This is a genomic window from Micromonospora sp. NPDC004336, assembly GCF_053602615.1.
Map to the genome: position 1 here is coordinate 1 of NZ_JBSGDY010000093.1, position 24208 is coordinate 24208.

At 74.6% G+C, this 24208-nt stretch carries 22 protein-coding genes and 1 pseudogene; 18 read left to right on the forward strand and 5 right to left on the reverse strand.

Going from position 1 to position 24208, the window contains the following annotated elements:
- The 4 genes and pseudogenes from ACWENR_RS19210 to ACWENR_RS19225 form a co-directional block, all read left to right on the forward strand.
- A pseudogene (locus ACWENR_RS19210) lies at positions 1–94 on the forward strand (class F sortase); the annotation flags it as partial.
- Between the two features lie 83 nt (positions 95–177).
- On the forward strand, positions 178–384 hold the full coding sequence (locus tag ACWENR_RS19215; RefSeq protein ID WP_452278343.1) for a hypothetical protein: 207 nt from the start codon (positions 178–180) through the stop codon (positions 382–384).
- Between the two features lie 137 nt (positions 385–521).
- Positions 522–1286 carry a rod shape-determining protein gene (locus ACWENR_RS19220; RefSeq protein ID WP_452278344.1) on the forward strand — a complete coding sequence of 255 codons (765 nt, stop codon included), beginning with the start codon at positions 522–524 and terminating at the stop codon, positions 1284–1286.
- Between the two features lie 128 nt (positions 1287–1414).
- The gene (locus ACWENR_RS19225) at positions 1415–1687 is read left to right on the forward strand and encodes a potassium transporter TrkA (RefSeq protein WP_452278345.1); all 273 of its coding nucleotides are present in this window, start codon (positions 1415–1417) and stop codon (positions 1685–1687) included.
- A 127-nt stretch (positions 1688–1814) separates the two neighbouring features.
- Here the strand turns inward: ACWENR_RS19225 and ACWENR_RS19230 are convergent, their stop codons facing one another.
- Positions 1815–3683, reverse strand: a complete 1869-nt coding sequence (locus tag ACWENR_RS19230) for a transketolase (RefSeq protein ID WP_452278363.1) — start codon at positions 3681–3683, stop codon at positions 1815–1817.
- 287 nt (positions 3684–3970) lie between these two features.
- Positions 3971–5572 carry a sensor histidine kinase gene (locus tag ACWENR_RS19235; RefSeq protein ID WP_452278346.1) on the reverse strand — a complete coding sequence of 534 codons (1602 nt, stop codon included), beginning with the start codon at positions 5570–5572 and terminating at the stop codon, positions 3971–3973.
- Between the two features lie 227 nt (positions 5573–5799).
- Between ACWENR_RS19235 and ACWENR_RS19240 the strand changes: the two genes are divergently transcribed.
- The 4 genes from ACWENR_RS19240 (at position 5800) to ACWENR_RS19255 (ending at position 11570) form a co-directional block, all read left to right on the forward strand.
- Positions 5800–7428 carry a serine/threonine-protein kinase gene (locus ACWENR_RS19240; RefSeq protein WP_452278347.1) on the forward strand — a complete coding sequence of 543 codons (1629 nt, stop codon included), beginning with the start codon at positions 5800–5802 and terminating at the stop codon, positions 7426–7428.
- A 43-nt stretch (positions 7429–7471) separates the two neighbouring features.
- Complete coding sequence (locus ACWENR_RS19245; RefSeq protein ID WP_452278348.1) at positions 7472–8437, forward strand: hypothetical protein; 966 nt, start codon at positions 7472–7474, stop codon at positions 8435–8437.
- Positions 8438–8789: 352 nt separating this feature from the next.
- Positions 8790–9803: a membrane protein gene (locus ACWENR_RS19250; protein WP_452278349.1), complete on the forward strand. Its 1014-nt coding sequence runs from the start codon at positions 8790–8792 to the stop codon at positions 9801–9803.
- Positions 9804–10001: 198 nt separating this feature from the next.
- Positions 10002–11570, forward strand: coding sequence for an MFS transporter (locus ACWENR_RS19255; RefSeq protein WP_452278350.1), 1569 nt, complete (start codon positions 10002–10004; stop codon positions 11568–11570).
- A gap of 201 nt (positions 11571–11771) precedes the next feature.
- On the opposite strand, the gene ACWENR_RS19260 is transcribed toward ACWENR_RS19255, so the two are convergent.
- Positions 11772–12533: a FadR/GntR family transcriptional regulator gene (locus ACWENR_RS19260; protein ID WP_452278351.1), complete on the reverse strand. Its 762-nt coding sequence runs from the start codon at positions 12531–12533 to the stop codon at positions 11772–11774.
- Positions 12534–12678: 145 nt separating this feature from the next.
- Between ACWENR_RS19260 and ACWENR_RS19265 the strand changes: the two genes are divergently transcribed.
- From ACWENR_RS19265 to ACWENR_RS19300, 8 genes are all read left to right on the forward strand, one after another.
- Entirely contained in the window at positions 12679–13971 is a 1293-nt protein-coding gene (locus ACWENR_RS19265) for an ABC transporter substrate-binding protein (protein ID WP_452278352.1), read from the forward strand.
- 78 nt (positions 13972–14049) lie between these two features.
- On the forward strand, positions 14050–15000 hold the full coding sequence (locus ACWENR_RS19270; protein WP_452278353.1) for a carbohydrate ABC transporter permease: 951 nt from the start codon (positions 14050–14052) through the stop codon (positions 14998–15000).
- Entirely contained in the window at positions 14997–15812 is an 816-nt protein-coding gene (locus ACWENR_RS19275; protein ID WP_452278354.1) for a carbohydrate ABC transporter permease, read from the forward strand. The genes ACWENR_RS19270 and ACWENR_RS19275 overlap by 4 nt, the downstream gene beginning before the upstream one ends.
- A gap of 7 nt (positions 15813–15819) precedes the next feature.
- Positions 15820–16968, forward strand: coding sequence for a galactonate dehydratase (gene dgoD / locus ACWENR_RS19280; RefSeq protein WP_091094543.1), 1149 nt, complete (start codon positions 15820–15822; stop codon positions 16966–16968).
- Positions 16969–16972: 4 nt separating this feature from the next.
- A complete protein-coding gene (locus ACWENR_RS19285) occupies positions 16973–17611 on the forward strand; it encodes a bifunctional 4-hydroxy-2-oxoglutarate aldolase/2-dehydro-3-deoxy-phosphogluconate aldolase (protein ID WP_452278355.1) in 639 nt (212 codons plus the stop codon).
- Positions 17608–18561, forward strand: a complete 954-nt coding sequence (locus ACWENR_RS19290) for a sugar kinase (protein ID WP_452278356.1) — start codon at positions 17608–17610, stop codon at positions 18559–18561. Before ACWENR_RS19285 ends, ACWENR_RS19290 begins: the two co-directional genes overlap by 4 nt.
- Before the next feature lie 32 nt (positions 18562–18593).
- The gene (manD, locus tag ACWENR_RS19295) at positions 18594–19823 is read left to right on the forward strand and encodes a D-mannonate dehydratase ManD (RefSeq protein ID WP_452278357.1); all 1230 of its coding nucleotides are present in this window, start codon (positions 18594–18596) and stop codon (positions 19821–19823) included.
- A complete protein-coding gene (locus tag ACWENR_RS19300) occupies positions 19813–20364 on the forward strand; it encodes a gluconokinase (RefSeq protein WP_452278358.1) in 552 nt (183 codons plus the stop codon). Before manD ends, ACWENR_RS19300 begins: the two co-directional genes overlap by 11 nt.
- A gap of 318 nt (positions 20365–20682) precedes the next feature.
- Here ACWENR_RS19300 and ACWENR_RS19305 read toward each other — a convergent pair whose 3' ends face one another.
- Positions 20683–21102 (reverse strand): YchJ family protein, encoded by a 420-nt coding sequence (locus tag ACWENR_RS19305; RefSeq protein WP_452278359.1) that lies wholly within the window; start codon positions 21100–21102, stop codon positions 20683–20685.
- Between the two features lie 325 nt (positions 21103–21427).
- The gene (locus ACWENR_RS19310) at positions 21428–21799 is read right to left on the reverse strand and encodes a hypothetical protein (protein ID WP_452278360.1); all 372 of its coding nucleotides are present in this window, start codon (positions 21797–21799) and stop codon (positions 21428–21430) included.
- Positions 21800–22370: 571 nt separating this feature from the next.
- On the opposite strand from ACWENR_RS19310, the gene ACWENR_RS19315 reads away from it, so the two are divergent.
- Together ACWENR_RS19315 and ACWENR_RS19320 are read left to right on the forward strand one after the other, a co-directional pair.
- The gene (locus ACWENR_RS19315; protein ID WP_452278361.1) at positions 22371–22985 is read left to right on the forward strand and encodes a mycothiol-dependent nitroreductase Rv2466c family protein; all 615 of its coding nucleotides are present in this window, start codon (positions 22371–22373) and stop codon (positions 22983–22985) included.
- Positions 22986–22990: 5 nt separating this feature from the next.
- On the forward strand, positions 22991–24208 hold a 1218-nt coding region (locus ACWENR_RS19320; RefSeq protein WP_452278362.1), incomplete at its 3' end, for an MFS transporter.

Genomic DNA, 24208 nt, shown 5'->3' on the forward strand with positions numbered 1-24208 from the left:
CGACACCACGACCGGGCCGGCCGTCTTCCACCGGCTGCGGGACCTGCGCGAGGGCGACCGCATCGAGGTCACCCGCTCCGACCGCTCGGTGGCGGGGACGCCACCGCCCGCGGCGGGCGCCGCGCCGGGCGGGCGGCGGCATGGCCGGGCGGCTGTCGACCCGGCTATGGTGGCGGCATGCAGGAACGGCAGGCGGCCCGCCGCGCCGGCAGGCGGATCGCGCTGCCGGCGCTGCTGATGCTCGCCGTGCTGGTCGTGGTGCTGGCCGCCGCGCGGGCGGTCGGGCTGTGCATCGTGTTCCGGTCCACGCGTCGGGCCGTCCCGGGTTGTGTGCCGGCATGGTCGGCGGATCGCGCTCCGCCCGGGCTGACGTTCGCCGTCTGAAGCCTGTCCGCCTCCGGCGCCGCGCGGCGCCGGCCCCTGGCCTGGAGCACCATGCCCGCCCTGCGCCCCGCCACGCGTCCCCGTTCCCCGTTCGTCGCCCGGCCGGCGACCGCCACCCCGCCGCGGGGGTGGTGAGCGTGCTGGCCCCCGGTGCGTACGCCCGCCTCGGCCTGCGGCACCCCCTCGCCCTCGACCTCGGCACCTCGACGGTGCGGGTGTGGTCCCCGCCGCACGGCACGGTGGTCGCCGAGCCCGCCGTCGTCGCGCGGATACCGTCCGGCGGTCACGCCGTCGGCCGCGCCGCGATCGACCTGCGCGCCGGCGGCGACGCGAAGCTGGTGTGGCCGGTGCGGCACGGCGTGGTCGAGGACTTCCACGCCTGCGTGCACCTGCTGCGGGTCGTGGCCGCGGCCACCGGCAGGCCGGGTGACGACCTGTCCCCGGTCGTGGTCGGCGTGCCGGCCACCGCGACACTGCGGCAGAAGAACCTCCTGGTCGCGGTGGTCCGGCGGGCGCTGGGCGGGCGCGTCGCCACCGTGGAGGAGCCGCTGGCGGCGGCCCTGGCCTGCCCGGCCGATCTCGACGGCGACGACATCGTCGCCATCGACATCGGGCACGGCCGCACCGAGATCGCCCGCATCGCCGACCGCGCGGTCGTGGCGGCCGAGCGCGTGGACGTGCCGAACTCCGTCGACCAGGTGCCGTCGATCGCGGCCACCGTGCGGCGCCTGGGCGCCCACCCCGTCCGCCCGGGGCGACGTCGGCTGCTGATCACCGGCGGCGGGGCGGCACACCCCGGGCTGGCGGCCAGGCTGGCCGCCCTGACCGGTCGCACCGTCACCATGCCCGCGGATCCCCACCTGGCCACGCTGGCCGGTCTGCGCCTGCTGCTCACCGGCTGACTCCGTCCGCCGGCCCCGCGCGGCGCCCCGCCGGCGGCACCGCGCGGTCGTCGGCGCATCCACCGGCCGGGCGTTCCGTCCGGCCGTGCCGTGCCCACCGCCGATTCCCCGTACCACCTGGAGTGACGATGGACGTCGAACTGACACCGCTGCCCGGCATCGGATTCCGCCGCATGTTCACCACCGACGCGGGGTGCCGCGTCGGTGTGGTGACGCACTACGCGGGCGGCCGGCGTGAGCTGGTCTACCACGACGGCGACGACCCCGACGCCACCCGCAGCATCACGCTGCGACGCGACGAGGCCGTCGCCCTCGCGGGACTGCTCGGCCTCCTCGACGTCTTCGACGTCACCATCACCCCGGCGGACGACCCGGGAAGGCAGCCCGCCGCCCCTCGGTGAGACGCCGCCTGCCCTGGTCGTCGTCACCGCGAGCGGGACGCTCTTCGATGCCGCCCGCCGGCGCGGTCGCGGTCAGGCGCAGCCAGGAGGCGCAGTCGCGCAACTCGTCGCGCACCGCCTCGGCCGGTCACGTCCCGGACAGCGCGGCGCGCGACGCCGCGACGATCGCCGCCACCCCGATGCCCGCCTGGTCCATCAGCTCGCTCGCCGTGCCGGAGGTCGGCAGTCCGCGTACGGCCAGGTGCGTCACCCGCACCGGCTCGGCGAGGTCGGCCAGCGCCTCCAGCACGGCCGACCCGAGGCCGCCCTCCGGGTAGTGGTCCTCCACCACCACCAGCCGGCCGCCGGTGACCCGGACGGCGTCGAGCAGCCGCTGCCGGTCCAGCGGCTTCACCGAGTACAGGTCGATCACCCGGGCCCGGACGCCCTCGTCCGCCAGCCGCTCGGCGGCGGCGAGGCAGTTGTGCACCGTCACCCCCGCGCCGATCAGCGCGACGCGGTCGTCGTCGCCGCCGCGCAGCAGTTTGCTGCCGCCCACCGGGAACTCCTCGCCGTCGCCGTACAGGACGGGGTACGCCCCACGGGTCGTCCGCAGGTAGGTGACGCCCGCCAGGTCGACCATCCGCTCGACGAGGGCCGCGCAGGACACGGCGTCGCTCGGGTAGAGGACGGTGGAGCCGTGGACGGCGCGCATCGCCGCCAGGTCCTCCAGCCCCATCTGGGAGGGGCCGTCCGCGCCGACCTCCACGCCGGCGTGCGAGCCGGACAGGGCGATGTCGGCCCCGGAGATGGCGGCCATGCGGATGAAGTCGTAGGCGCGGGAGAAGAAGGCCGCGAAGGTCGACGCGAAGGGGCGGTATCCGCGCACCTGAAACCCGACCGCCGCCGCGACCAGTTGCTGCTCGGCGATGAACATCTCGAAGAACCGGTCGGGATACGCCTCGGCGAACCGGTCGGCGCGGGTCGAGTCGCTGACCTCGCCGTCCAGCACCACCACGTCCGGCCGGGCCCCGAGGGCGCGCAGCGCGTCCCCGTAGGCGTTGCGGGTGGCCACCTTCGCCCCCGGCTCGTACCGCGGCCGGGCCGGCGGGGTGCCGGCCGGCGCGGCGGGCGGCGGCGCGGGCTCGGGCCGGGGCCCGGCGACGCGGATCCGGCGTACGCCGCCGAGCGCCTCGACGGCGCGTTCGGCCAGCTCGGGCTTGAAGGGCTTGCCGTGCCAGCCCGGCTCGTCCTCGACCTCGGGCACCCCCTTGCCCTTGACGGTGCGGGCGAGCACCACGGTCGGCCCCGTCGCCCGCCGGGCCCGGCCCAACGCCTCGTCGACGGCGGCGAGGTCGTGGCCGTCGACGACGAGCGCCTGACAGCCGAACGCCTCCACCCGACGCCGGTAGGTGTCCAGGTCCCACTCCAGCTCCGTCGGGCCCCGCTGGCCGAACCGGTTCACGTCGACGATCGCCGTCAGGTTGCCCAGCCCGTAGGTGCCGGCCCTGTCCAGCGCCTCCCAGACCGAGCCCTCGGCGGTCTCGCTGTCCCCGCACAGCACCCACACGTGGAACGGCAGCCGGTCCAGGTACCGGCCGGCCAATGCGATGCCGACGCCGACGGGCAGCCCCTGGCCGAGCGAGCCGGTGGCCACGTCGACCCAGGGCAGCGCCGGCGTCGGGTGCCCCTGCAGGCGCGAGCCGAAGCGGCGGTAGGTCTCCACCAGCTCCTCGTCGCCGATCACGCCGACGGCCTTGAAGACCGCGTAGAGCAGCGGCGAGGCGTGACCCTTGGAGAAGATCAGGTGGTCGTTGGCGCGGCCGTGCGGGTCCGCCCAGTCGTAGCGCAGGTGCCGCGAGACCAGCACGGCGAGCAGGTCCGCGGCGGACAGGCTGGAGGTCGGGTGACCGGACTCCGCCCGGGTGCTGCACCGGATCGCGTCCACCCGCAGCTGCGCGGCGAGCTCGCCCAGCTCGGTGATCTCGTCGGCGCGAAGTGTGCGCTCTGCTTCCATGGTCACCGGCATCGCCTCCAGCGATCGGCCCTGCCCGGCCGGCCCTCCGTCGCCGGGCGCCCGGCCCATGGCCGGCTCCCGCCGGCCCGCTCGGGATAACCGTAGTCAGGAGAACCGGTCCGGGATCCGGCAACCGCCGATTTGCCCGGCAGACGTGGCTTTGGATCGTGAAGGCGCGGGAGCCCGAGGCGGAACGCCCCCCGCCGTCGCCAATCGGCCCGGCGACCGCCGGCCTCACCCGCACCGCCGCCCGTCCGACCCACCACAGGTGCCGCACCCCGCCGGCCTCAGCGTGCCGGCGCCGACTCCGTCGCCGGCTCGCCCGGCTGCTCCGGTACGACCACCTCGGGCGCGCGCGGCACCGTGAACACGAACCGTGCCCCGTCCCGGTGACCCTCGTCCAGGGCCAGCGTCCCACCGTGGTACTCGACGATCTTCTTGCACACCGCCAGCCCGATGCCGGTGCCCGGGTAGGCGCCCCGGGGGTGCAGCCGCTGGAAGATCACGAAGATCTTCTCGGCGTACCGGGGGTCGATCCCGATGCCGTTGTCCTCGACGGCGAAGCGCCAGCCGTCCGGGGTGTCCGTCACCGACACCCGGACCAGCGGCGTCCGGTCGGGGCTGCGGAACTTGATCGCGTTGCCCAGCAGGTTCTGCCAGAGCATGGTCAGCAGCGTCGCGTCGCCCCGTACGGTCGGCAGCGGGTCGTGGGTGATCGTCGCGCCGGCCTCGTCGACCGCCCGGGACAGGTTCGCCTCGGCCTGCGCGAACACCTCGGCCAGGTCGACCTCGCGCAGCTCGCCGTAGACCCGGCCGATGCGGGAGAAGGTGAGCAGGTCGCTGATCAGCTCCTGCATCCGGGTCGCCCCGTCGACGGCGAAGCCGATGTACTGCCGGGCCCGGTCGTCGAGCTGGTCGGCGTAGCGGCGCTCCAGCATCTGGCAGAACGACGCCACCTTGCGCAGCGGCTCCTGCAGGTCGTGCGACGCGACGTACGCGAACTGCTCCAGGTCCTCGTTGGAGCGGCGCAGCTCGGCCGCCTGCTGCTCCAGGGCGTCCCGGTCGTGCTGGCTGCGCTCCCACGCGTCCACCACCGTGCGCCGCATGGTCTCCACGTCGCTGGTCAGCCGCGCGATGTCGGCGGGCCCCTCCGGCCGCAGCCGGTGCCGGAAGTCGCCGCCGGCCACCCGCCGCGCCGCCGCGCCCAGCCGCTCCAGCGGTCGCAGCACCGCCGTGCGGACCAGCACGGAGCCGACGACGCCGCAGACCAGCAGGGCCGCGAGGATCGTCACGAAGGTCAGGTCGCGCAGCGCCCGGGCCCGGTCCAGGTCGGCCCGGCCGGCGTCCCGGACCTCGTCCAGCCGGGCCGCCAACCCGGTCAGCTCGCCGCGCGCCGCGTCGAAGGCCGCGGCGTCCCCGGCGACCACCGCCGCCAGCTCGGCCGGTGTCCCACCCGCCTGCCGGGCGCTGATCAGGCGTTCGGCGAAGTCCGCGCGCCACCGGTCGGCGAGCCGCCGAGCCCGGTCCAGGTCGGCCAACGCCGCCGGCTCGTCGGCGAGCAGGTCGCGCAGCCGGGCCATCGTCGCGTGTTCGTCCGCCACGCCCCGCCGGTAGGAGTCGACGAACCGCGGATCCCCGGTGACGGCGTGACCACGCACGGCCGCCGCCTGCGCGAGCAGGCCGTTGTCGACCTGGCCGACCGCCGTGCGGGCCGGGGCGACCCGGTCGGCGAGATGGTTCGAGACCCCGGCGGTGTGCGTCAGGGCGAGGGCGCCGAAGCCCCCGCCCAGCAGCACCAGCGCCGTCATCGTCAGCAACAGGACACTGAGCCACCGGCGGGTGGTCATCACCCGTCGGGACCGGGGCTCGGTGCCCGCCTCGCTGCTCACGGCCTGCACCTTAGTGCAGTAGCCCGGCGGGGCGCGTCGGCGGCGACGCTTGCCGCCGGGTGCTACCAGTGGCGTGTGTCCGTTACCGACCATCCCGCCACCCCGCCGCCGAGCGGCGGACGTCCGGAGCCCGGAAGCGTCCGTTGCGCCGATGGCCCCGGCGCCGGCGGCGACCACAATGGCGACCGTGGCGGTCACGCCGGCCGCCCGGTGCGGGAGGTGACGCCGTGACGGGTTGGCAGGTGTCCGGCTACCGGCCGGTCCGGCAGCTCGGCGCCGGCGCGTCCGGCCGGGTGGACCTCGCGGTGCACGAGGCGACCGGCACCCCGGTCGCCATCAAGTACCTCGCCGGCGGGATCGGCGACGACCCGTCGTTGCGCACCGCGTTCCGCGACGAGGCCCGGCTGCTGGCCGAGATCGACGACCCGCACGTCTGTCGGCTCTACGAGTACGTCGAGTCGCCGGCCGGCGCGGCCATCGTCATGGAGCTCGTCGACGGGGTGTCCCTGCGGCAGATGCTGCGTGCGCACGGGCCGACGACCCCGGAGTCCGCGCTCTGCGTCCTCAAGGGATCGCTGGCCGGGCTCGGCGCCGCGCACGCCAGGGGCGTCGTGCACCGCGACTACAAGCCCGAGAACGTGCTGGTCACCGCCCAGGGCACCAGCAAGCTGGCCGACTTCGGCATCGCGATGCCCGCCGGGAGGTCCGCGGGCTTCAGCGTCACCGGCACTCCCCGCTACATGGCCCCCGAGCAGTGGACGGGCGCCCCGGCCAGCCCGGCCTGCGACATCTACGCCGCCACCGCGACCTTCTACGAGTGCCTCACCGGCCGGCCACCCTACGACGGGCGGGACCTGCTCACCCTGCGCCAGCAGCACGCCCGGGCGCCGATCCCCACCGACCCGGCCCCCGAGCCGGTGCACGAGCTGCTGCGGCACGGCATGGCGAAGCAGCCGGCCGAGCGCCCGCAGCCCGCGCAGGCCTTCCTCGCCGAACTGGAACAGGTGGCGGCCGACGCGTACGGGCCGGCCTGGGAGGACCGCGGCCTGCGCGAGCTGGCCAGGCGGGCGGCCCTGCTCGCCGCCCTCTTCCCGTTTCCCGACGGCACCGGCGGCGCCACCAGTCTCGCCAGCACCACGTTCGGCGAGGGCGGCGGCCGGTGGGCCCGGTCGCGCGCAGGCCGGGCCCGCGCGGCGCTGGCCGTCGGCGGGCTGGCCGCCGCGCTGCTGCTCGCCGCCGCCGGGCTGAGCTACGCCGGCCGCGACGGCGCGGCCCCGACGGCGGCCACGGCGGGCGAGACGGCCGACCCGAGCGAGCCAGCGCCCCCGCCGGCCGCCGCGTCGTCCACACCGACGGTGGCGACGACCGTCGCCGCGGCGCCCACCGCCGCGCCGGCCGCCACGACGGCGGCGCCCGCGCCGCCGGCCGACACGGGCGCGCCCGCCCCGACGTCCGCCCCCGCCGCGCCGACCGCGTCGGCCAGCCCCGGCGCGCCGCCGGGGGACACCGTCGCGCCGTCGGTCGGGCGGGTCGCGGCCACCCCAACCGAGCTCGACCCGGCAGGCTGCGCGTACGGGCCCACGGCGAGCACCGTCTCCGCCGTCGTCGCCGACGACCGTACGCCCGACGGCGGGCTGCGGGTCCGCTTCCGCTACACCCTGGACGGCCGCACCACCGAGGTGGCGATGACCCTCGACAGAGGCGGGACGTTCCGGGGCGTCCTCGGTGACCTGCCCCGGCCGGCGAACAGCACGCGGATCCCGGTCCGCGTCGTCGCGATCGACGAGGCCGGCAACGCCTCGCCGCAGAGCGCGCCGGTCCACGTGACGCTCCGCCCGCAATGCACCCTCGGCTGACCGGAACCCGGATGCCGACCACGACGACGGAGGGCGGGCCAGCGTGACCCAGCCGAACGATCCGACCCAGGCGCTGCCCACCCATTGGCTTCCCGTGGACGGCGCGCCGACGGCCCGCCTCGACAACCTGCCGCACCTGGCCGAGCAGGCCGTGCACCTCACCTCCGGCGAGCCGACCGCTCGCCTGCATGTCGGTGAGGCGACGGCGTTTCTCGGTTCGGGTGAGTCGACGGCGCGCCTGACGGCCGGCGAGCCGACCGCTGACCTGTTCGCGGGCGAACCGACCGCTGACCTGAACGCCGGCGGGCCGACCGGTCGTGTGTTCTCCGGCGAGCCGACCGCTCGGCGGGACGTCGGGGGGATCGTGGGCGGGCGGGCCGGGTCGTGGACGACGGGGCAGCCGGGCCGGGACCGAGGGACGCTCCCGGCGACCGCGACCGGGCAGGTCACCGGGGAGGCGTCGGGAACGCTCTTCGGCGGGCGTACCGGAGCGTCGCCCGTGCCCCCGGGCGCGGAGGTACGGTTCGGGCCGGGCGTGCCGACCACCCCGCCGGCCGCGCCCGCCTGGCCCGCGACGCCGCCTCCGCGCCGGCGGCGGTCGGCACTGCGGACGGTCACCTCGGTGCTGTCGACCCTGCTCACCGTCGCGCTGCTCGCCGCCGTCGGCTTCTACGTCTGGCAGCGGATCAGCCCACTGGAGGTCACCGGGGTGGCGGTGACGGTCCCACGGCCGGCCGGCGACCGGTGCGACGTCACCGTCGACGTGGTGGCCACCGTGTCGACCAACGGCCGGGCGGGGGAGATCCGCTACCAATGGCTGCGTACCGGCAGCGCCCCGGGCAGCCTGATGACCGAGCGGGTCGGCCGAGGCCAGCGCAGCGTGCACCTGACGCTGCGGTGGGCCTTCACCGGGGTGGGCACCACGACCGAGACGGCCACGGTCAACATCGTCTCCCCGTCCGCGGCACAGGCCCAGGCCCCCGTGGCCTACGACTGCCGGCGCGGCTGATCCTCCTGGCCGACGGCCGGTCAACGCCCGGTCCCCGGCTTCGCGTTGCGCGGGCGCCGGTCGGTGTCTCCCTGGTCAGCGCCCGGTCTCCCGGGCTTCGCGTTGCGCGGCGGCGGTCGGTGTTTCCCTGATCAGCGCCCGGCCTCCCGGGCTTCGCGTTGCGCGGCGCCGGTCGGTGTTTCCCTGGTCAGCGCCCGGTCTCCCGGGTTTCGCGTCGCGCGGCGTCGACCGTGTTCCCTGGTCAGCGCCCGGTCCCACGGGCTTCGCGCGTGCGGCGTCGACCGGGGTTTCCCTCGCCGGCGCCGGGGGTAGGTCGGGCCCGACGAGACGGATGCCCGTGTGGAGGATTCCCGTGAGAGACGACTTCGGCGACGCGGTGGGGGACGCCCTCCGCTCGGTGATGCTGTTCCTGCCCAAGGCCGTGGCCTTCGTGGCGATCCTGGTGGCCGGTTGGCTGATCGCCAAGGCCGTGCTCAAGCTCGTGGACAAGGTGCTGGAGCGCGTGGGCTTCGACCGCGCGGTGGAGCGCGGTGGGATCCGCCGGGCCCTGGCCCGCTCCCGGTACGACGCCAGCGACATCGTCGCCAAGCTCGCCTACTACGGGGTGCTGCTGGTGACCCTCCAGATCGCGTTCGGCATCTGGGGCCCGAACCCCGTCTCGGACCTGATCGCCGGTGTCGTCGCCTGGCTGCCCCGCGCCTTCGTCGGCATCGTCATCGTCGTGGTCGCCGCGGCGATCGCCAACGCCGTCAAGGACATCATCAGCGGCGCCCTGGGCGGCCTGTCGTACGGCCGGATCCTGGCCACCATCGCCTCCGTGTTCATCCTCGGCCTCGGCGTCATCGCGGCCCTCAACCAGATCGGTGTGGCCACCGCCGTCACCACCCCGGTGCTGATCGCGGTGCTCGCCACCGTGGGCGGCATCCTCGTCGTCGGGGTCGGCGGAGGGCTGGTCCGTCCGATGCAGAGCCGGTGGGAGTCCTGGCTGACCCGCGCCGAGCAGGAGTCGCGGCTGATCGCCACGCACGCCCGCGCGTACCAGGCCGGCCGCCGCGACAGCGAGGCCCACCTGGCCGCGCGGGCCACCGACGCCGATGCCACCCAGGTGGTCCCGCGCACCGGCGATCCCGTCGGGCCCGGCGGCGACGCCGACGCCACCCAGGTCGTCCCGCGCCCCGCCGACGCCGACGCCACCCAGGTCGTTCCCCGCGCGGGCGACACCGCCGGCCCGACCGCACCTCACGCCGACCCGGAGGCCACCCAGGTCACGTCGACCGGCGCCACCATCCCGGCGCAGCCGACCGGCCAGGACGCCGAGGCCACCATGGTCATCCCGCCGCTGGGCGAGGAGAAGTTCCGCCGCTGACGCGGCCGAGGCGTCGTCGGGGTGGGGCCACACCGGTCCCACCCCGACGCGTGTCGCGGGCGGGACCCGTGCCAAGGGCCTGGCGACTATCATCGCCGGCATGACATGGCGATGTTGATGCACCGCTGACGGTCGCCCCCGTGGGCCGCCGCGGTCGCCGTACCTCCGGCGTCCGCTTCGTCCCCACGGGAAGGTCCCATGACTGTCCACCCTCCGCGCGTGCCCGATCCGCGTGTCCGCCGGCTGGCGGCCACCCTCTACGGGTACGCGTTCCTCGGTGAGCTCGTCCTGCTCTACCCGCTGTACGCGCTGCTGTTCAGCGACACCGGTCTGTCGGTCTGGCAGATCTCCTCGCTGTTCGTGATCTGGTCGGCGAGCAGCATCCTGCTGGAGGTGCCCTCCGGCGCCTTCGCCGACGCGGTCTCCCGCCGGTTGCCGCTCGGCCTCGCCCCGCTCGTCACCGCCGCCGGCTTCGCGCTCTGGGTGCTCGTTCCCTCGTACCCTGCCTTCGCGGTCGGGTTCGTGCTCTGGGGCGCCGGCGGCGCGCTCGCCTCGGGCGCGCTGGAGGCGCTGGTCTTCACCGAGCTCGACCGGCTCGGCGCCGCCGGCCGGTACGCCCGGCTGACCGGTCGGGCGAAGACCGCCGAGACGCTCGGCGTGCTCGCCTCGATCCTGCTGGCCGGCCCCGTGTTCGCCGTCGGCGGCTACCCGGGCGTCGGCGCGGCCAGCGTGCTCGCCTGCCTGCTCGCCGCCGCTATCGCCACCCGCTTCCCGGAACACCGCCACCAGCCAACCGCCGCCCCCGCTGTCCCGGCCCTCCGCGCCGGCCCCGGCACCGCCGGCCCGGCTGACGTACCTTCCGCTTCAGCCGCCACCGTGCGATCCGTCGCCGGTTCCGTTCCGTCCGGGCCCGGTGCGGTCGGCCCGGCCGGCGTCGCTTCTGCTGTCGCCGCTCAGCCCGTTGCCGATTCCGCTCCGTCCGGCCCCGGCCCGGCCGGCGTTGCTTTCGCTTCCGCCGCCGCCCAGCCCGGCGTCGCCGCCGTTCCGTCCGGTCCCGCCGCCGTGGGGGAGGCCGGCCCCGGCGCGGTCGCCGCCGGCGGGGCGGAGTCGGTCGGGCCGGTGAGCGACGGTACGGGGTCGGCGACGACGGAGCGCGACGACGGTGACGAGCTCGGCTGGTGGGCCGCCCTGCGCGCCGGGCTCGCCGAGGCGCACCGGGACCGGGCCGTCCGCGCGGCCGTCCTGCTGGTCGCGGTGGTCGCGGCGGTCTGGGGGGCCCTCGACGAGTACACCCCGCTGTTGGCCCGGGACACCGGCGTCGGCGAGGCGACCGTGCCGCTGTTGCTGCTGCTCATCTGGCTCGGCGTCGGCGCGGGCGGTCTGCTGGCCCCGGCGGGGGAGCGGCTCACCACCCGTGGGTACGCCGGACTGCTGGCGTCGTCGGCCCTGGCCCTGGCCGCCGGTGCACTGACGGCCCGGCCGGTGGGCTTCGCGCTGGTCGCGGTCGCGTTCTGCGGCTTCCAACTCGCCACCGTGCTCGCCGACGCCCGGTTGCAGGCCCGGATCAGCGGCGGTAGCCGGGCCACCGTGACCTCGCTGGCGGGAATGGCCACCGACCTGACGATCATCGTCGTCTACGGGGGGTACGGCCTGCTCGCCACCGGCGCCGGCAACGACGTCGCGTTCGCGGCGGCCGCCGTGCCGTACCTGATCGTCGCGCTACTCCTGACGACCCGCGCCTCCCGCCAGCCCCGCCCCCACCCCTAGCCCCGCCCCGCCCTCGGCCCCGCCCTCAAGCCCTGCCTCCGCCGATCTTGCACTTTCGGCCCCGATAAAGGGGGCGGAAGCCGCATTCGGGGGGCACAAAGTGCAAGATCGCCGCGGCGCGGGGCGCGGGGCGAGGGGCGCGGGGCGCGGGGCGAGGGGCGCGGGGCGCGGGGCGCGGGGCGCGGGGTGGGGGGTGGGGGGTCAGGGGGCGGCGGGTTCGCCGGTCTGCTCCCAGATCGAGCTCATCTCGTCGAAGGCCTGCTCCATGAGCTGCACCATGGCCCGCCGGGCGCGCTCGCCGTCGCGCCGCTGGATCGCCTGGGCCACCTCGGCGTGCAGCTGGAGGGCCTGCTCGTGCGGGTGGTGCGGCATGAGGTGGTGCTGGTGTCGGCCGGTGAGCACCTCGGCGACCAGGTCCTGCAGTCGGACGAACATCTCGTTGCCGGAGGCCACCAGCACCCGCCGGTGGAACTCTATGTCGAGCTGGAGGAAGCGCTCCTCGTCGCCGGCCTTGCCGGCGGCCCACATCTTGGCCGCGAGCCCGACGAGGTCGCTGGCCTCGTCGTGGCTGGCGCGTTCGGCGGCGAGCCAGGCGGCGTGCGGCTCGACGGCGGTGCGCAGCTCGGTGATCGAGCGGAGCTGGACGATGCGGCCGGACGAGGCGAGCCGCCAGCGGATCACCTGGGGATCGAAGACGTTCCAGGCGTGCGGGGGCAGGATCATGACCCCGACCCGTCGGCGGGCCTCGATGAACCCGATGGAGGCGAGCACCCGCAGCACCTCCCGGACGACCGAGCGGGACACGGCGTAGCGGTCGACCAGGTCGTCGATGTTGAGCACCGACCCGGGCGCCACCTCGCCACTGCAGATCGCCGTGCCGAGGTGGTCGAGGACGCGCGCGTGCAGCCCTGACTCGACAGGGGCGAGCTGGGCGGCGGCGACCCCCGGAGAGGACTGGTTCACGCGGCGGATCATATCAGTTAGATCTACCCCTTGTATAAGTCTGCTTTTTCGGCCTAGCATCCCGAAGTTAAGCGGATGTAAAACGCGAGGTGGCGGCCCACCCGACGGGGCGGCGGCCACGGCCACGGCCTCGACATAAGGAGAGATGGACGTGAGACGTCGATCAGTAATCGGGACTTCCCTGGCGATGGTCGTCGCCCTCGGCCTGTCGGCCTGCGGTGGCGGCGACGACGCGGGCAGCTCGAACACCGTGCGCGTGACCCTGGTCAACCACGTGTGGACGGAGAACATCAAGAAGGCCCTGCCGGAGTTCGAGAAGCAGTCGGGCCTGAAGGTGGAGGTCACCCAGCTCGGCGAGGACCAGCTCTCGGACCAGTACAACGTCAAGCTGAACGCCGGGTCCAGCGATCTCGACGTGATGATGTACCGGCCGCTGCAGGAGGGGAAGCTGTTCGCCAAGAACAAGTACCTCGCCGACCTGACCGAGAAGGCCAAGTCGGACGGCGCGTTCGAGGTCGGTGACTTCCAGTCCGGCCCGGTGCAGGCCACCACGTACGAGGACAAGCTGGTCGGCGTCCCGATCATCACCGAGCAGGAGGTCCTCTACTACCGCAAGGACCTGCTGGAGAAGTCCGGCTTCACCGCCCCGCCGAAGACCCTCGACGAGCTGAAGGCGCAGGCGGCGAAGGTCGAGGCGGACAACCCGGGCGTGGCGGGCTTCGTGTCCCGCACCGGCAAGGCCGCCGCGGTCACCCAGTTCTCCAGCTTCCTGTACAGCTTCGGCGGCGACTTCGTCGACGCCAACGGCAAGGCGTCGGTCAACACCGAGCAGGCCAAGCAGGCGTACGCCTACTACGGCGGGCTGCTGCGTGAGCACGGTCCGGAGAACATCAGCACCGACATGAGCTGGTCCGAGGCGATGGCGATCTTCACCCAGGGCAAGGCGGCCTTCTACACCGAGGCCAACTCGCTCTACAAGAACGCCACCGACCCGACCAAGTCGAAGGTCTCCGAGACCGTGGGCTTCGCGGCCTTCCCGGCCGGCCCGGCCGGCTCGAAGCCGTACAACATCCCCTCCTGGGCGCTCGGCGTCAACGAGGCGTCCAAGAACCAGGACAACGCCTGGAAGTTCATCCAGTGGGCGGCCGGCAAGGAGCAGGCGCTGGCCCAGCAGAAGGCCGGCGTGCCCAGCGCCCGTACCTCCGTCTGGGAGAACCCGGAGGGCGCGGCGACCTACCCGAAGGACCTCGCCGAGGCCACCACGGTCAGCACCGCCAACGGCGTGGGCCACGACCGCCCGCTGGTCGTGAAGGTCGCCGAGGCGCGCGAGATCGTCGGCCAGCCGATCGTCGACGCGATCACCGGCAAGGACGCGGCCGCCTCGGCGGACGCGGCGAACGAGAGGTTCCAGAAGTTCCTCGACGACGAGGCGAAGTAGCCCGAAGCGCGGGCGGCGGAGCCGACCGGCTCCGCCGCCCCGCGTCGGGAACCTGGCCCTGACCCACCCGGAGACCTCATGTCAGCCGTCACCACACCAGTCACCAGATCGCCCGAGGCGCGTCAGGCGTCCCCGGAGACGTCGGCCTGGTCGCGCTGGGCCAACGAGCACCGCAAGTGGCTCTTCGCGGCGCCCGCCATGTTGTTCGTCGCCGTGCTGATCGTCTTCCCGGTCGCCTGGACCGGGTATCTCAGCCTGACCGACGCCGAGGGCTCGGTGCGCGCCGAGAGCGAGTTCATCGGCTTCCAGAACTACCTCGACGTGCTCGGCGACACCGACCGGTTCTGGCCGGCCGTGTGGCGTACGGCGCTCTTCACCGGGGTGGTGCTCTTCTTCGAGGTCGTCCTCGGCATGGCCATCGCCCTGCTGCTGTGGCGGCCGTTCCGCGGGGAGAAGTGGGTCCGGGTCGCGATCCTCCTGCCGCTCGTGGCCACCCCGGTCGCGGTCGGCATGATGTGGCGGCTGATCTTCGATCCCAACATCGGCATGGCGAACCAGGTGCTCGGCTGGGTCGGCATCGGCCCGCAGCCCTGGCTCTCCGGGCAGAACTCGGCCCTGCCGACGACGATGTTCATCGACATCTGGCAGTGGACGCCGATGGTCGTGCTGATCCTGCTCGCCGGCCTGACGTCGCTGTCCGACGAGCCGCAGGAAGCGGCGCTGATCGACGGCGCCAGCACCTGGCAGCGGTTCCGGCACGTCACCCTGCCGCTGCTGATGCCCACCGTCATCGTCGCGATCCTGCTGCGCGGCATCGACGCCCTGAAGACGTTCGACATCCTCTACGCCACCAAGGGGCGCGGCGGCGGGTCGTTCCACGAGGTGGAGACCCTCAACGTGTACGCCTACGGGCTCAGCTTCGACTACAACGACTACGGCGTCTCATCGACCGTCCTCATCATCTTCTTCCTGATCATCATCGGGGTGATGTGGGCCCTGACCTACCGCAAGAAGGGGCTGGACCGATGAAGCTGCGCAGGCCGTACAAGATCTTCCGGACGGTGGCGCTCACCCTCGTGGTGCTGGCGCTGATGGCCCCGCTGATCTGGATGATCGCCGCGTCGTTCAAGACCAACGTCGACATCTACGACACCGACAAGGCGTTCGCCTTCTCCCCGACGCTGGACAACTACACGAACGTCCTCCAGCAGGCCAACTACGTGCAGTTCATCGGCAACAGCCTCTGGGTGGCGCTCGCCGCCACCGTGCTGTCGCTGCTGCTCGGGGTGCCGGCCGCGTACTCGATGAGCCGCTTCAACATGAAGAAGTCGGCGCTCGTCGTGCTCATGGCGCGGGTCATCCCCGGCGTCTCGCTGCTGGTGCCCTGGTACTACGTCTTCTCGAACCTGCAGATGGTCGGCGGCTTCAGCGTGCTGATCCTCAGCCACATGTTCGTGTCGCTGCCGCTGATCGTCTACATCATGATGGGCTACTTCGACGGCCTGCCGACCGAGCTCGAGGAGGCGGCGCTCGTCGACGGGCTGACCCACATCGGCGCGTTCCGGCGGATCACCCTGCCGCTGTCGGTGCCGGGCGTCGCCACCGCCGGCATCCTGTCGTTCATCTTCTCCTGGAACAACTTCATGTTCGCCCTCGTGCTGTCCGGGGCCGACACCAAGACGCTCCCGGTGGCGATCTTCGACTTCGTCGGCTACGCCAGCATCGACTGGGGCGGCCTGATGGCGGCGGCCACCGTGGTCACCCTGCCGATCATGCTGATCGCCCTGTTCGTGCAGAAGTACGTCGTATCCGGCCTCACCGCCGGCGCCACGAAGGGCTGAGGACACCATGACCACGATCGCACGGGTGGAGACCTTCCTCGTCGCCCCGCGCTGGCTGTTCGTCCGCGTCGAGACCGACTCCGGGATCGTCGGCTGGGGCGAGGCGACCTGCGAGGGCCGCTCCGAGACCGTACGCACCGCCGTCGAGCAGCTCAGCGAGCTGCTGATCGGCCGGGACGCGCTGCGCATCGAGGACCACTGGCAGGTCATGACCAAGGGCTCGTTCTACCGGGGCGGGCCGATCCTGGCCAGCGCGGTGGCCGGGCTCGACCAGGCGCTGTGGGACATCGCCGGCAAGCACTTCGGCGCCCCGGTGCACCAGCTGCTCGGCGGCCCGGTCCGCGACCGGATCCGGGTCTACGGCTGGGTCGGCGGCGACGAACCCGGCGAGGTCCGCGACCAGATCGCCGCCGCCGTCGCCACCGGCCTGACCGCCGTGAAGATGAACGCCTCCGGCCGGATGAGCGCCGTCGCGTCCGTCGCCGAACTCGACGCCGTGGTGGCGCGGGTGGCCGCCGCCCGCGAGGTGCTCGGCGACGAGCGGGACGTGGCGGTCGACTTCCACGGCCGGTTCACCCTCGCCACCGCCCGCCGGGTCGCCCCGCTGCTGGAGGAGTTCCGGCCCTTCTTCCTGGAGGAGCCGGTGGTGCCGGAGAACTCGCACCTGATCGGCGAGTTCGTCCGCGCCACCACCACGCCGGTGTCGACGGGGGAGCGGCTCTACAACCGGCAGGAGTTCCTGCCGGTGCTCCAGGCCGGCATCGCGGTCGCCCAGCCGGACCTCTCGCACGCCGGCGGCATCACCGAGGTCCGCAAGATCGCCGCGCTGGCCGAGGTGTACGACGCGCAGCTCGCCCCGCACTGCCCGCTCGGGCCGATCGCCCTCGCCGCCTGCCTCCAGGTCGGCTTCGCCACGCCGAACTACCTGATCCAGGAACAGAGCATCGGCATCCACTACAACCTCGGCGCCGAGGTGCTCGACTACTGCCTCGACAAGACCCCGTTGACGTTCGTCGACGGCTACGTCGAGCGGCTCACCGCGCCCGGCCTCGGTATCGACATCGACGAACACGCCGTACGGACGGCCGACAAGCGCGGGCACGCGTGGCGCAGCCCCACGTGGCGGCACCGCGACGGCTCCTACGCGGAATGGTGATCACATGACCGTCGACCTCACCGCAGAACTCACCGACGCCCGCATCCTCGCCGTCATCCGCGGCACCGACACCGCCGCCGCGATCGCCGCCGGCACCGCGCTGCTGGACGAGGGCGTACGCATCGTCGAGGTGGCCCTCACCACGCCGGACGCCGTGCGGGCGATCGAGGCGCTGCGCGCGGCGGCCCCCACCGGGTCGCTGGTCGGCGCCGGCACCGTGCTCACCACCGCCGACGTCGCCGACGTGGCCGCCGCCGGCGCGCAGTTCGTGGTGACGCCGGCCGTGGTCGAGTCGATCTCCGAGGCGGCCCGCCGCGGCCTCCCGGTCGCCGCCGGGGCGCTCACCCCGACCGAGGCGTACGCCGCGACGCGGATGGGGGCGTCGGCGATCAAGCTCTTCCCGGCGTCGGTCGGGGGACCGGCGTACCTCAGGGCGGTGCGCGACCCGTTCCCGGACATCCCGTTCGTCGCGGTCGGTGGCGTCGGCCTGGCGGACGTGCCCGGCTACTTCCGGGCCGGCGCGATCGCGGTCGGCCTCGGCGGCCCCCTGGTCGGCGACGCCGCCTCCGGCGGCGACCTGGCCGCCCTGCGGACGCGGGCGCGCACCTACCTCGCCGCCGTGCGGGAGACGACCGCGTCATGACCGCACCGGACCTGCTCACCGTCGGCGAGGCGCTGGTGTCGCTGCGCTCGGCCGGTCCGCTCGCCGCCGGGGGAACGCTCACCACGCACCTGGCCGGCGCCGAGTCCAACGTGGCGGTCGGGGTGACCCGGCTGGGCCACCGCGCCGCGTGGGCCGGCCGGGTGAGCGCCGACGAGTTCGGCGAGTACACGCTGCGGCAGTTGCGCGCCGAGGGCGTCGTCGTCGACGGCGTGACCCGCGACCCCGACCGGCCGACCGGGCTGATGTTCCTGGAGCAGCGTACGGCCGACGTCACGCGGGTGCAGTACCACCGCGCCGGGTCCGCCGGCTCCGCGCTGCGCGTCGACGACCTGCGGACGCCGCTGGCCGCCGGCGCGCGGATGCTGCACCTGACCGGGATCACCCCGGCGCTGTCCGACACCGCCCGGGAGGCCACCCGGTGGGCCGCCGAGGCGGCCGTCGCGGCGGGCATCCCGGTGTGCCTCGACGTCAACCACCGCGCCCGGCTCTGGTCCCGCGACACCGCACGCGAGGTGCTCACCCCGCTGGCCGGGCACGCCTCGATCGTGATCGCCTCCGCCGACGAGCTCGACCTCGTCGGCGACCCCGGGGCCGACGAGGCCGCCGTCGTGGCGGACCTGTTCCGGCGGGGCGTGGACACCGTCCTGGTCAAGCTGGGCGCCGACGGCGCCCGCGCACACACCCCGGCCGGGGTCGAGCACGTCGGCGCGCTGGCCGTGACCGCCGTCGACACCGTCGGCGCCGGGGACGCCTTCACCGCCGGCTACCTCTCCGGCTGGTTCGACGGGCTCGACCTGGCCGGTCGGCTGCGGCGGGCGGCCACCCTCGGCGCCTTCGCGGTCTCCACCCGGGGGGACTGCGAAGGGCTGCCGCGCCGCGCCGAACTGTCCCTCCTCGACGGCCACGAGGCGGGAAGCGTCCTTCGTTAGCCGCCGCCACACCGTAGGAAGAAAGGCACCCCGTGAAGATCGTCGCAGCTGACGTCATCGTCTCCAGCCCCGACCGCAACTTCGTCACCCTGAAGATCACCACCGACGACGGCGTCACCGGGCTCGGCGACGGCACCCTCAACGGACGCGAGCTCTCCGTCGCCTCGTACCTGCGCGACCACGTCGTGCCGCTGCTGATCGGCCGGGACGCGCACCGCATCGAGGACGCCTGGCAGTTCCTCTACCGCTCGGCGTACTGGCGGCGCGGGCCGGTCACCATGGCCGCCATCGCGGCCGTCGACGTGGCCCTGTGGGACATCAAGGCCAAAGCCGCCGGCATGCCGCTCTACCAGCTGCTGGGCGGTGCGTCGCGCACCGGCATCATGGCGTACGGCCACGCCTCCGGCCGGGACCTGCCGGAGCTGTTCGACTCGATCCGCCGGCACCTGGACGAGGGCTACCGGTCGATCCGGGTGCAGACCTCGGTGCCCGGCATCAACGCCGTGTACGGGGTCGCCACCCAGCCGAGCGTCGACGGCCGGCGGTACGACTACGAGCCGGCGCAGCGCACCCCGCTGCCGGCCGAGGAGGACTGGGACACCCGCTCCTACCTGCGTCACCTGCCCGGCGTCTTCGAGGCGGTCCGCAACGAGTTCGGCCCGGAGCTGCCGCTGCTGCACGACGGCCACCACCGGATGACCCCCATCCAGGCCGCCAAGCTGGGCAAGGCCCTCGAACCGTACGACCTGTTCTGGCTGGAGGACTGCACCCCGGCGGAGAACCAGGAGGCGCTGCGGCTGGTCCGTCAGCACACCACCACCCCGCTGGCGATCGGCGAGGTCTTCAACACCGTCTGGGACTACCAGACCCTCATCCGCGAGCAGCTGATCGACTACGTCCGGTCCGCCGTCACCCACACCGGCGGCATCACCGCCATGCGCAAGCTGCTCGACTTCGCCGCCCAGTACCAGATCAAGTCCGGCATCCACGGCCCGACGGACATCTCGCCGGTCGGCATGGCCGCCGCGCTGCACCTGGACCTGGCCATCCACAACTTCGGCATCCAGGAGTACATGCGGCACGGGGCGCTCACCAACGAGGTGTTCCGGCAGTCGTTCACCTTCACCGACGGCTACCTGCACCCGGGGGAGCAGCCCGGGCTCGGCGTCGAACTGGACGAGGAGGCCGCCGCGAAGTTCCCGTACGTGCCGGCGTACCTGCCGTTCAACCGGCTCCAGGACGGCACGGTCCATGACTGGTGAGCGCCGCCCGGGCGCGCCGACGCGGCACGTGGTCGTGATGGGGGTGTCCGGGGCGGGCAAGACGACCGTGGCGCTGGGCGTCGCCGCCCGTACCGGACTGACCTTCGCCGAGGCGGACGAGTTCCACCCGCCGGCCAACGTGGCGCGCATGCGGGCGGGGGTGCCGCTGGACGACGCCGCGCGCCTGCCCTGGCTGCGCGACCTGGCCGGCTGGATGGCGGCCCGCGCCGCCGACGGCGTCTCGACGGTGCTGGCCTGCTCGGCGCTGAAGCGGTCCTACCGCGACGTGCTCCGCGAGGGGCCGCCGAATGTCGAGTTCGTCCTGCTGGACGGGCCGGCCGAGGTGATCCGGGAGCGGATGGCGCGCCGGGCCGGGCACTACATGCCGGCGAGCCTGCTGGAGTCGCAGCTGGCCACCCTGGAACGCCCCCACCCGGACGAGTCGGTGCTGGTGCTCGACGTGTCGCTGACGCCCGGCGAACTGGTCACGGCGGCGGTCGACGGGCTCGGCCTGACGACGGGCGTCACCGCCGGCCGGTAGGCGTCGCCCGGCCCCGCCGCCCACAGTGCGCGACCGGGCGGCCGGGCGACGTCGCGTCGGTGGCCGCTGCTGGGTGGTGTCGCGTCGGTGGCCGCGGCCGGACGGCGTCGCGCCGCTGGCCCCGGCCGGGCGGCTGGGCGGCGTGTCGCGTCGGTGCCCCCGGTCGGGCGGCTGGGCGGTGTCGCGTCGGTGGCCCCGGCCGGCACGCCGGAAGCCGTCGGTGATCATCTGCCCGGCTGGCGCGCCCTGCATCGGTGGTGACCATCTGCCCGGCTGGTCGGTGGCGACCACCTGCCCGGCCCGCACGCCCCGGGCCGCTCAGGTGGGCTCGGCGTCCAGGTAGACCCAGCGCCCGTCCTCGCGTACGAATCGGCTGCGCTCGGTCTGCGTGCCCGGCCGGCCGACGTCGCGGTGGTGGGCGCGGAACTCGACGACGCCGGCTGAGTCGAACAGCCCGCCCCGTTCGACGTCGACGATCTCCAGCCCCGTCCAGCGCAGCGCGGGGTCCAGGTCGAGCCGGCGCGGTCGGGTCGAGGAGTGCCAGCTGCGCAACAGGTACGCGGTGTCGCCGACGGCGAACGCCGTGTACCGCGAGCGCATCAGCGCCTCGGCGGTCGCCGCGTCGGCCTCGCCCCGGTGCAGTCGTGCGCAGCACTGCGCGTACGGCTGGGCGGACCCGCAGGGACAGGGCATCCGGTCCTGGTCATCGGCCGCCCTCCGGCGGGATCGCTTCGCCACCCGACCATTCTGGCCGACGCCCCGCTGCCCCGCCCTCCGCCCTCCGCCACCCCTCTCGCTCGCTCCCGCCGCGCCCCATCCTCCGCGATCTTGCACTTTGTGCCCGCCGTTTGGGGCTTATGTCGTCTTTGCGGAGGCAGCAAGTGCAAGATCGCGGGCGGGCGGGGCAGGAGGGGAGGGAGGTGGGGCGGGATTGTGGGTCTCGGAGTCCGTAGCCCGCTGCCATTGGCGTCCGCACCTCGGCGCCGGCCGCCGGCCTGGCCGGCCGCGTCATGGCGTCGGCCTGGCCGGCCGCGTCACGGTGGGTGGTGCTCGCACGCCCGGGTCAGCGGGCGCTGGACCGGGGTGCGCGTCGGCTGCCGAAGGACTCCATGGTCGTCGCCTTGCGGGCCGGGGTCCCGGTGGTCGCGCCGGTGCGGGTCGCGGCGGCCTTCGTCGCCTTCCGCGCGGGTGCCTTCTTCGCCGGCGCGGCGGTGGCCGGTGCCTTGCGGGCGCGGGCGGGGGCCGCCGTGGCGGAGGTGTCCTTCTTGCGGGCCACCCGCGCCGTCGTCGGCGTGGGCTTCTCGCCCGGGGATTTGGCTGCCGTCGCCCCGGTGGCCCGCTTCGTGGCCGTCGCCACCTTCTTCGCCGCCGCCGTCCGCTTCGTCGGGGCCTTGCGCGCCCCGGTCGCCTTCCTGGCCCGTCCTGCGTCCGCCATCGTCGCTCCTCGCCGAGTCGGCCCTGGGCGCACGGTCTTCCCCCGGCCCCGGCCGCCAAACGCCGCCCGCCGACGCCCATCTCGCCCCGCCCCGCCTCGCCGCGCGCCGTCGCCCATCTCGCCCCGCCTCGCCGCCCGCCGACGCTCACCTCGCCCCGCCTCGCCGCCCGCCGACGCCCATCTCCCGCTCCGCCGTCCGTCGACGCCTATCTCGCCCCGCCCTGCCGCCCGCCGACGCCTATTTCGCACCAGTCCGCCGACGCCCCGACCCCACCCCGCCCCGCCGTCCGCCGACGCCCGTCCCGCCCCGGTCCGCCGTCCGCCGACGCCCACCCCACGCCGTCGCCAGCCGTCGCCCGCCCCGACGCCCGTCGACGCCCATCTCGCCCCGCTCCGCCGCCCGCGCTCGGCCGTCGTGTCGCTGCCCGCGCCCGGTCGTCGTCGTGCCCGCCGCCCCGGGAGACGAAATCGGCCCAGTCATCGCGGCGAGGATCGGCCCTGCCGGTGGGCCGATCGGTTCGGCAGGCTCGTGAGGTCCCCTTCCCAGGAACCCGAAGGACTGGAACTCGCCATGACGACCGCCGACATGTGGTTCGACCCGCGCTGCCCGTGGGCGTGGAACGCCTCCCGCTGGCTGCTGGAGGTGGAGCGGGTCCGCCCGGTGACCGTACGCTTCCACGTGATGAGCCTGTCCCTGCTCAACGAGGGCCGCGAGGGCCTGGAGGAGTGGTACCGGGAGTGGCTCGAGCCCGGCATGGGCCCGGTGCGGGTGGCCGTCGCCGCCGAGCGGAAGTACGGCAACGAGGTGCTGCGGGACCTCTACACCGCGCTGGGCAACCGGATCCACCACGAGCGGGTGCCGATCGGGCCGGAGCTCTACCAGGCGGCCCTGGCCGAGGCGGGGCTGGCCGCCGAGCTCGCCGACGCGGCGGAGTCGACCGACCACGACGCGGCCCTGCGGGCCAGCCACGACGCCGGCCTGGAGCCGGTCGGCGAGGACCTCGGCACCCCCACCATCCACGTCACCGTGGACGGCCGGCGGCACGCCTTCTTCGGGCCGGTGGTGGCTCCGGCCCCGCGCGGCGAGGCGGCGGGCCGGCTCTGGGACGGGGTGCTCGCGGTGGCGGGCACCGACGGGTTCTTCGAGCTGAAGCGCGCGCGTACCCGCCGGCCGATCGAGCGCTGACGCCCGTGCCCGAGTTTCCGCCCACGGCGGCCCGGACGCTCGCCCGCGCCCAGCTGGCCAACTCGGTCGGCGACGGCGTCTTCCTCGTCACCTCGGCGCTGTACTTCACCGGGCCGGTCGGCCTGTCGCCGGGGCAGGTCGGTCTGGGCCTGACCCTCGGCTGGGCGGTCGGCGTCCTGGTCGGCGTGCCGGCCGGGCAGCTCGCCGACAGGTGGGGCGCGCGCCGCACGGCGGTGCTGCTCGCCGCCGGCACCGCCGCCTCGGTGGCGGCCTTCCTCGCCGTCGGGCGGCCCGCCACCTTCGTCCTGGTCGCCTGCCTCTACGCCGCCTGCCAGACCGGGCTGGCCGCGGCCCGGCAGGCGGCACTGGCCCACCTGGTCGAGCCGGCCCGCCGTACGCAGGTGCGGGCCCGGCTCCAGGCCACCGCCAACGGCGGGCTCGCCCTCGGTGCGGCGCTGGGCGGCCTGGCGCTGGCCGTGCAGACGGCCGGGGCGTACCGGATCGTGCTGGCACTGGACGTGGCCGCGTTCGCGGTCGCCGCCGTCCTGCTGGGCCGCCTGCCGCGGGTGGAGCCGGCGACCGGGCCCGTCGCCGCCGGACCCCGGCTGGCCGTGCTGCGCGACCGGCCGTACGCGCTGCTGACCGCGCTGAACGCGGTGATGATGCTCTACCTGCCGCTGCTCAGCCTGGTCCTGCCGCTGTGGGTGGCCCGGCGCACGGCCGCGCCGGCCTGGCTGGCGGCGGCGCTGCTCGCGCTCAACACCGTGGCGGTGCTGGCGTGGCAGGTCCGGGTGGCGCGGGGGGTCACCGGCCCGGCCGGCGCGGTGCGGGCGCTGCGCCGCGCCGGGCTGCTGATGGTCGGCGCCTGCGCGGTGTTCGCCGGGTCCGCCGCCGCGACCGGGCCGTGGCTGGCCGCCGCGGTGCTCCTGGTCGGCGCGGCCGCGCAGGTGATCGCCGAGATGCTGCACGGCGCCGGCTCGTGGCAGCTCAGCTTCGACCTGGCCCCGGACGGGCGGCACGGGCAGTACCAGGGGTTCTTCGGCACCGGCGTGCCGTTGGCCCGGATGCTCGGGCCGGTGCTGCTCACCGCGCTCATCGTCGACGGGGGGCCGGCCGGCTGGCTGGCCTTCGGCGCGCTCTACGCCGCGGCGGCCTGGATGTTCCTGCTGGGGGCCCTGCTCGCCGCGTACCCGCTGTCGTACTTCCTGCTCCAGGCGGCAAGA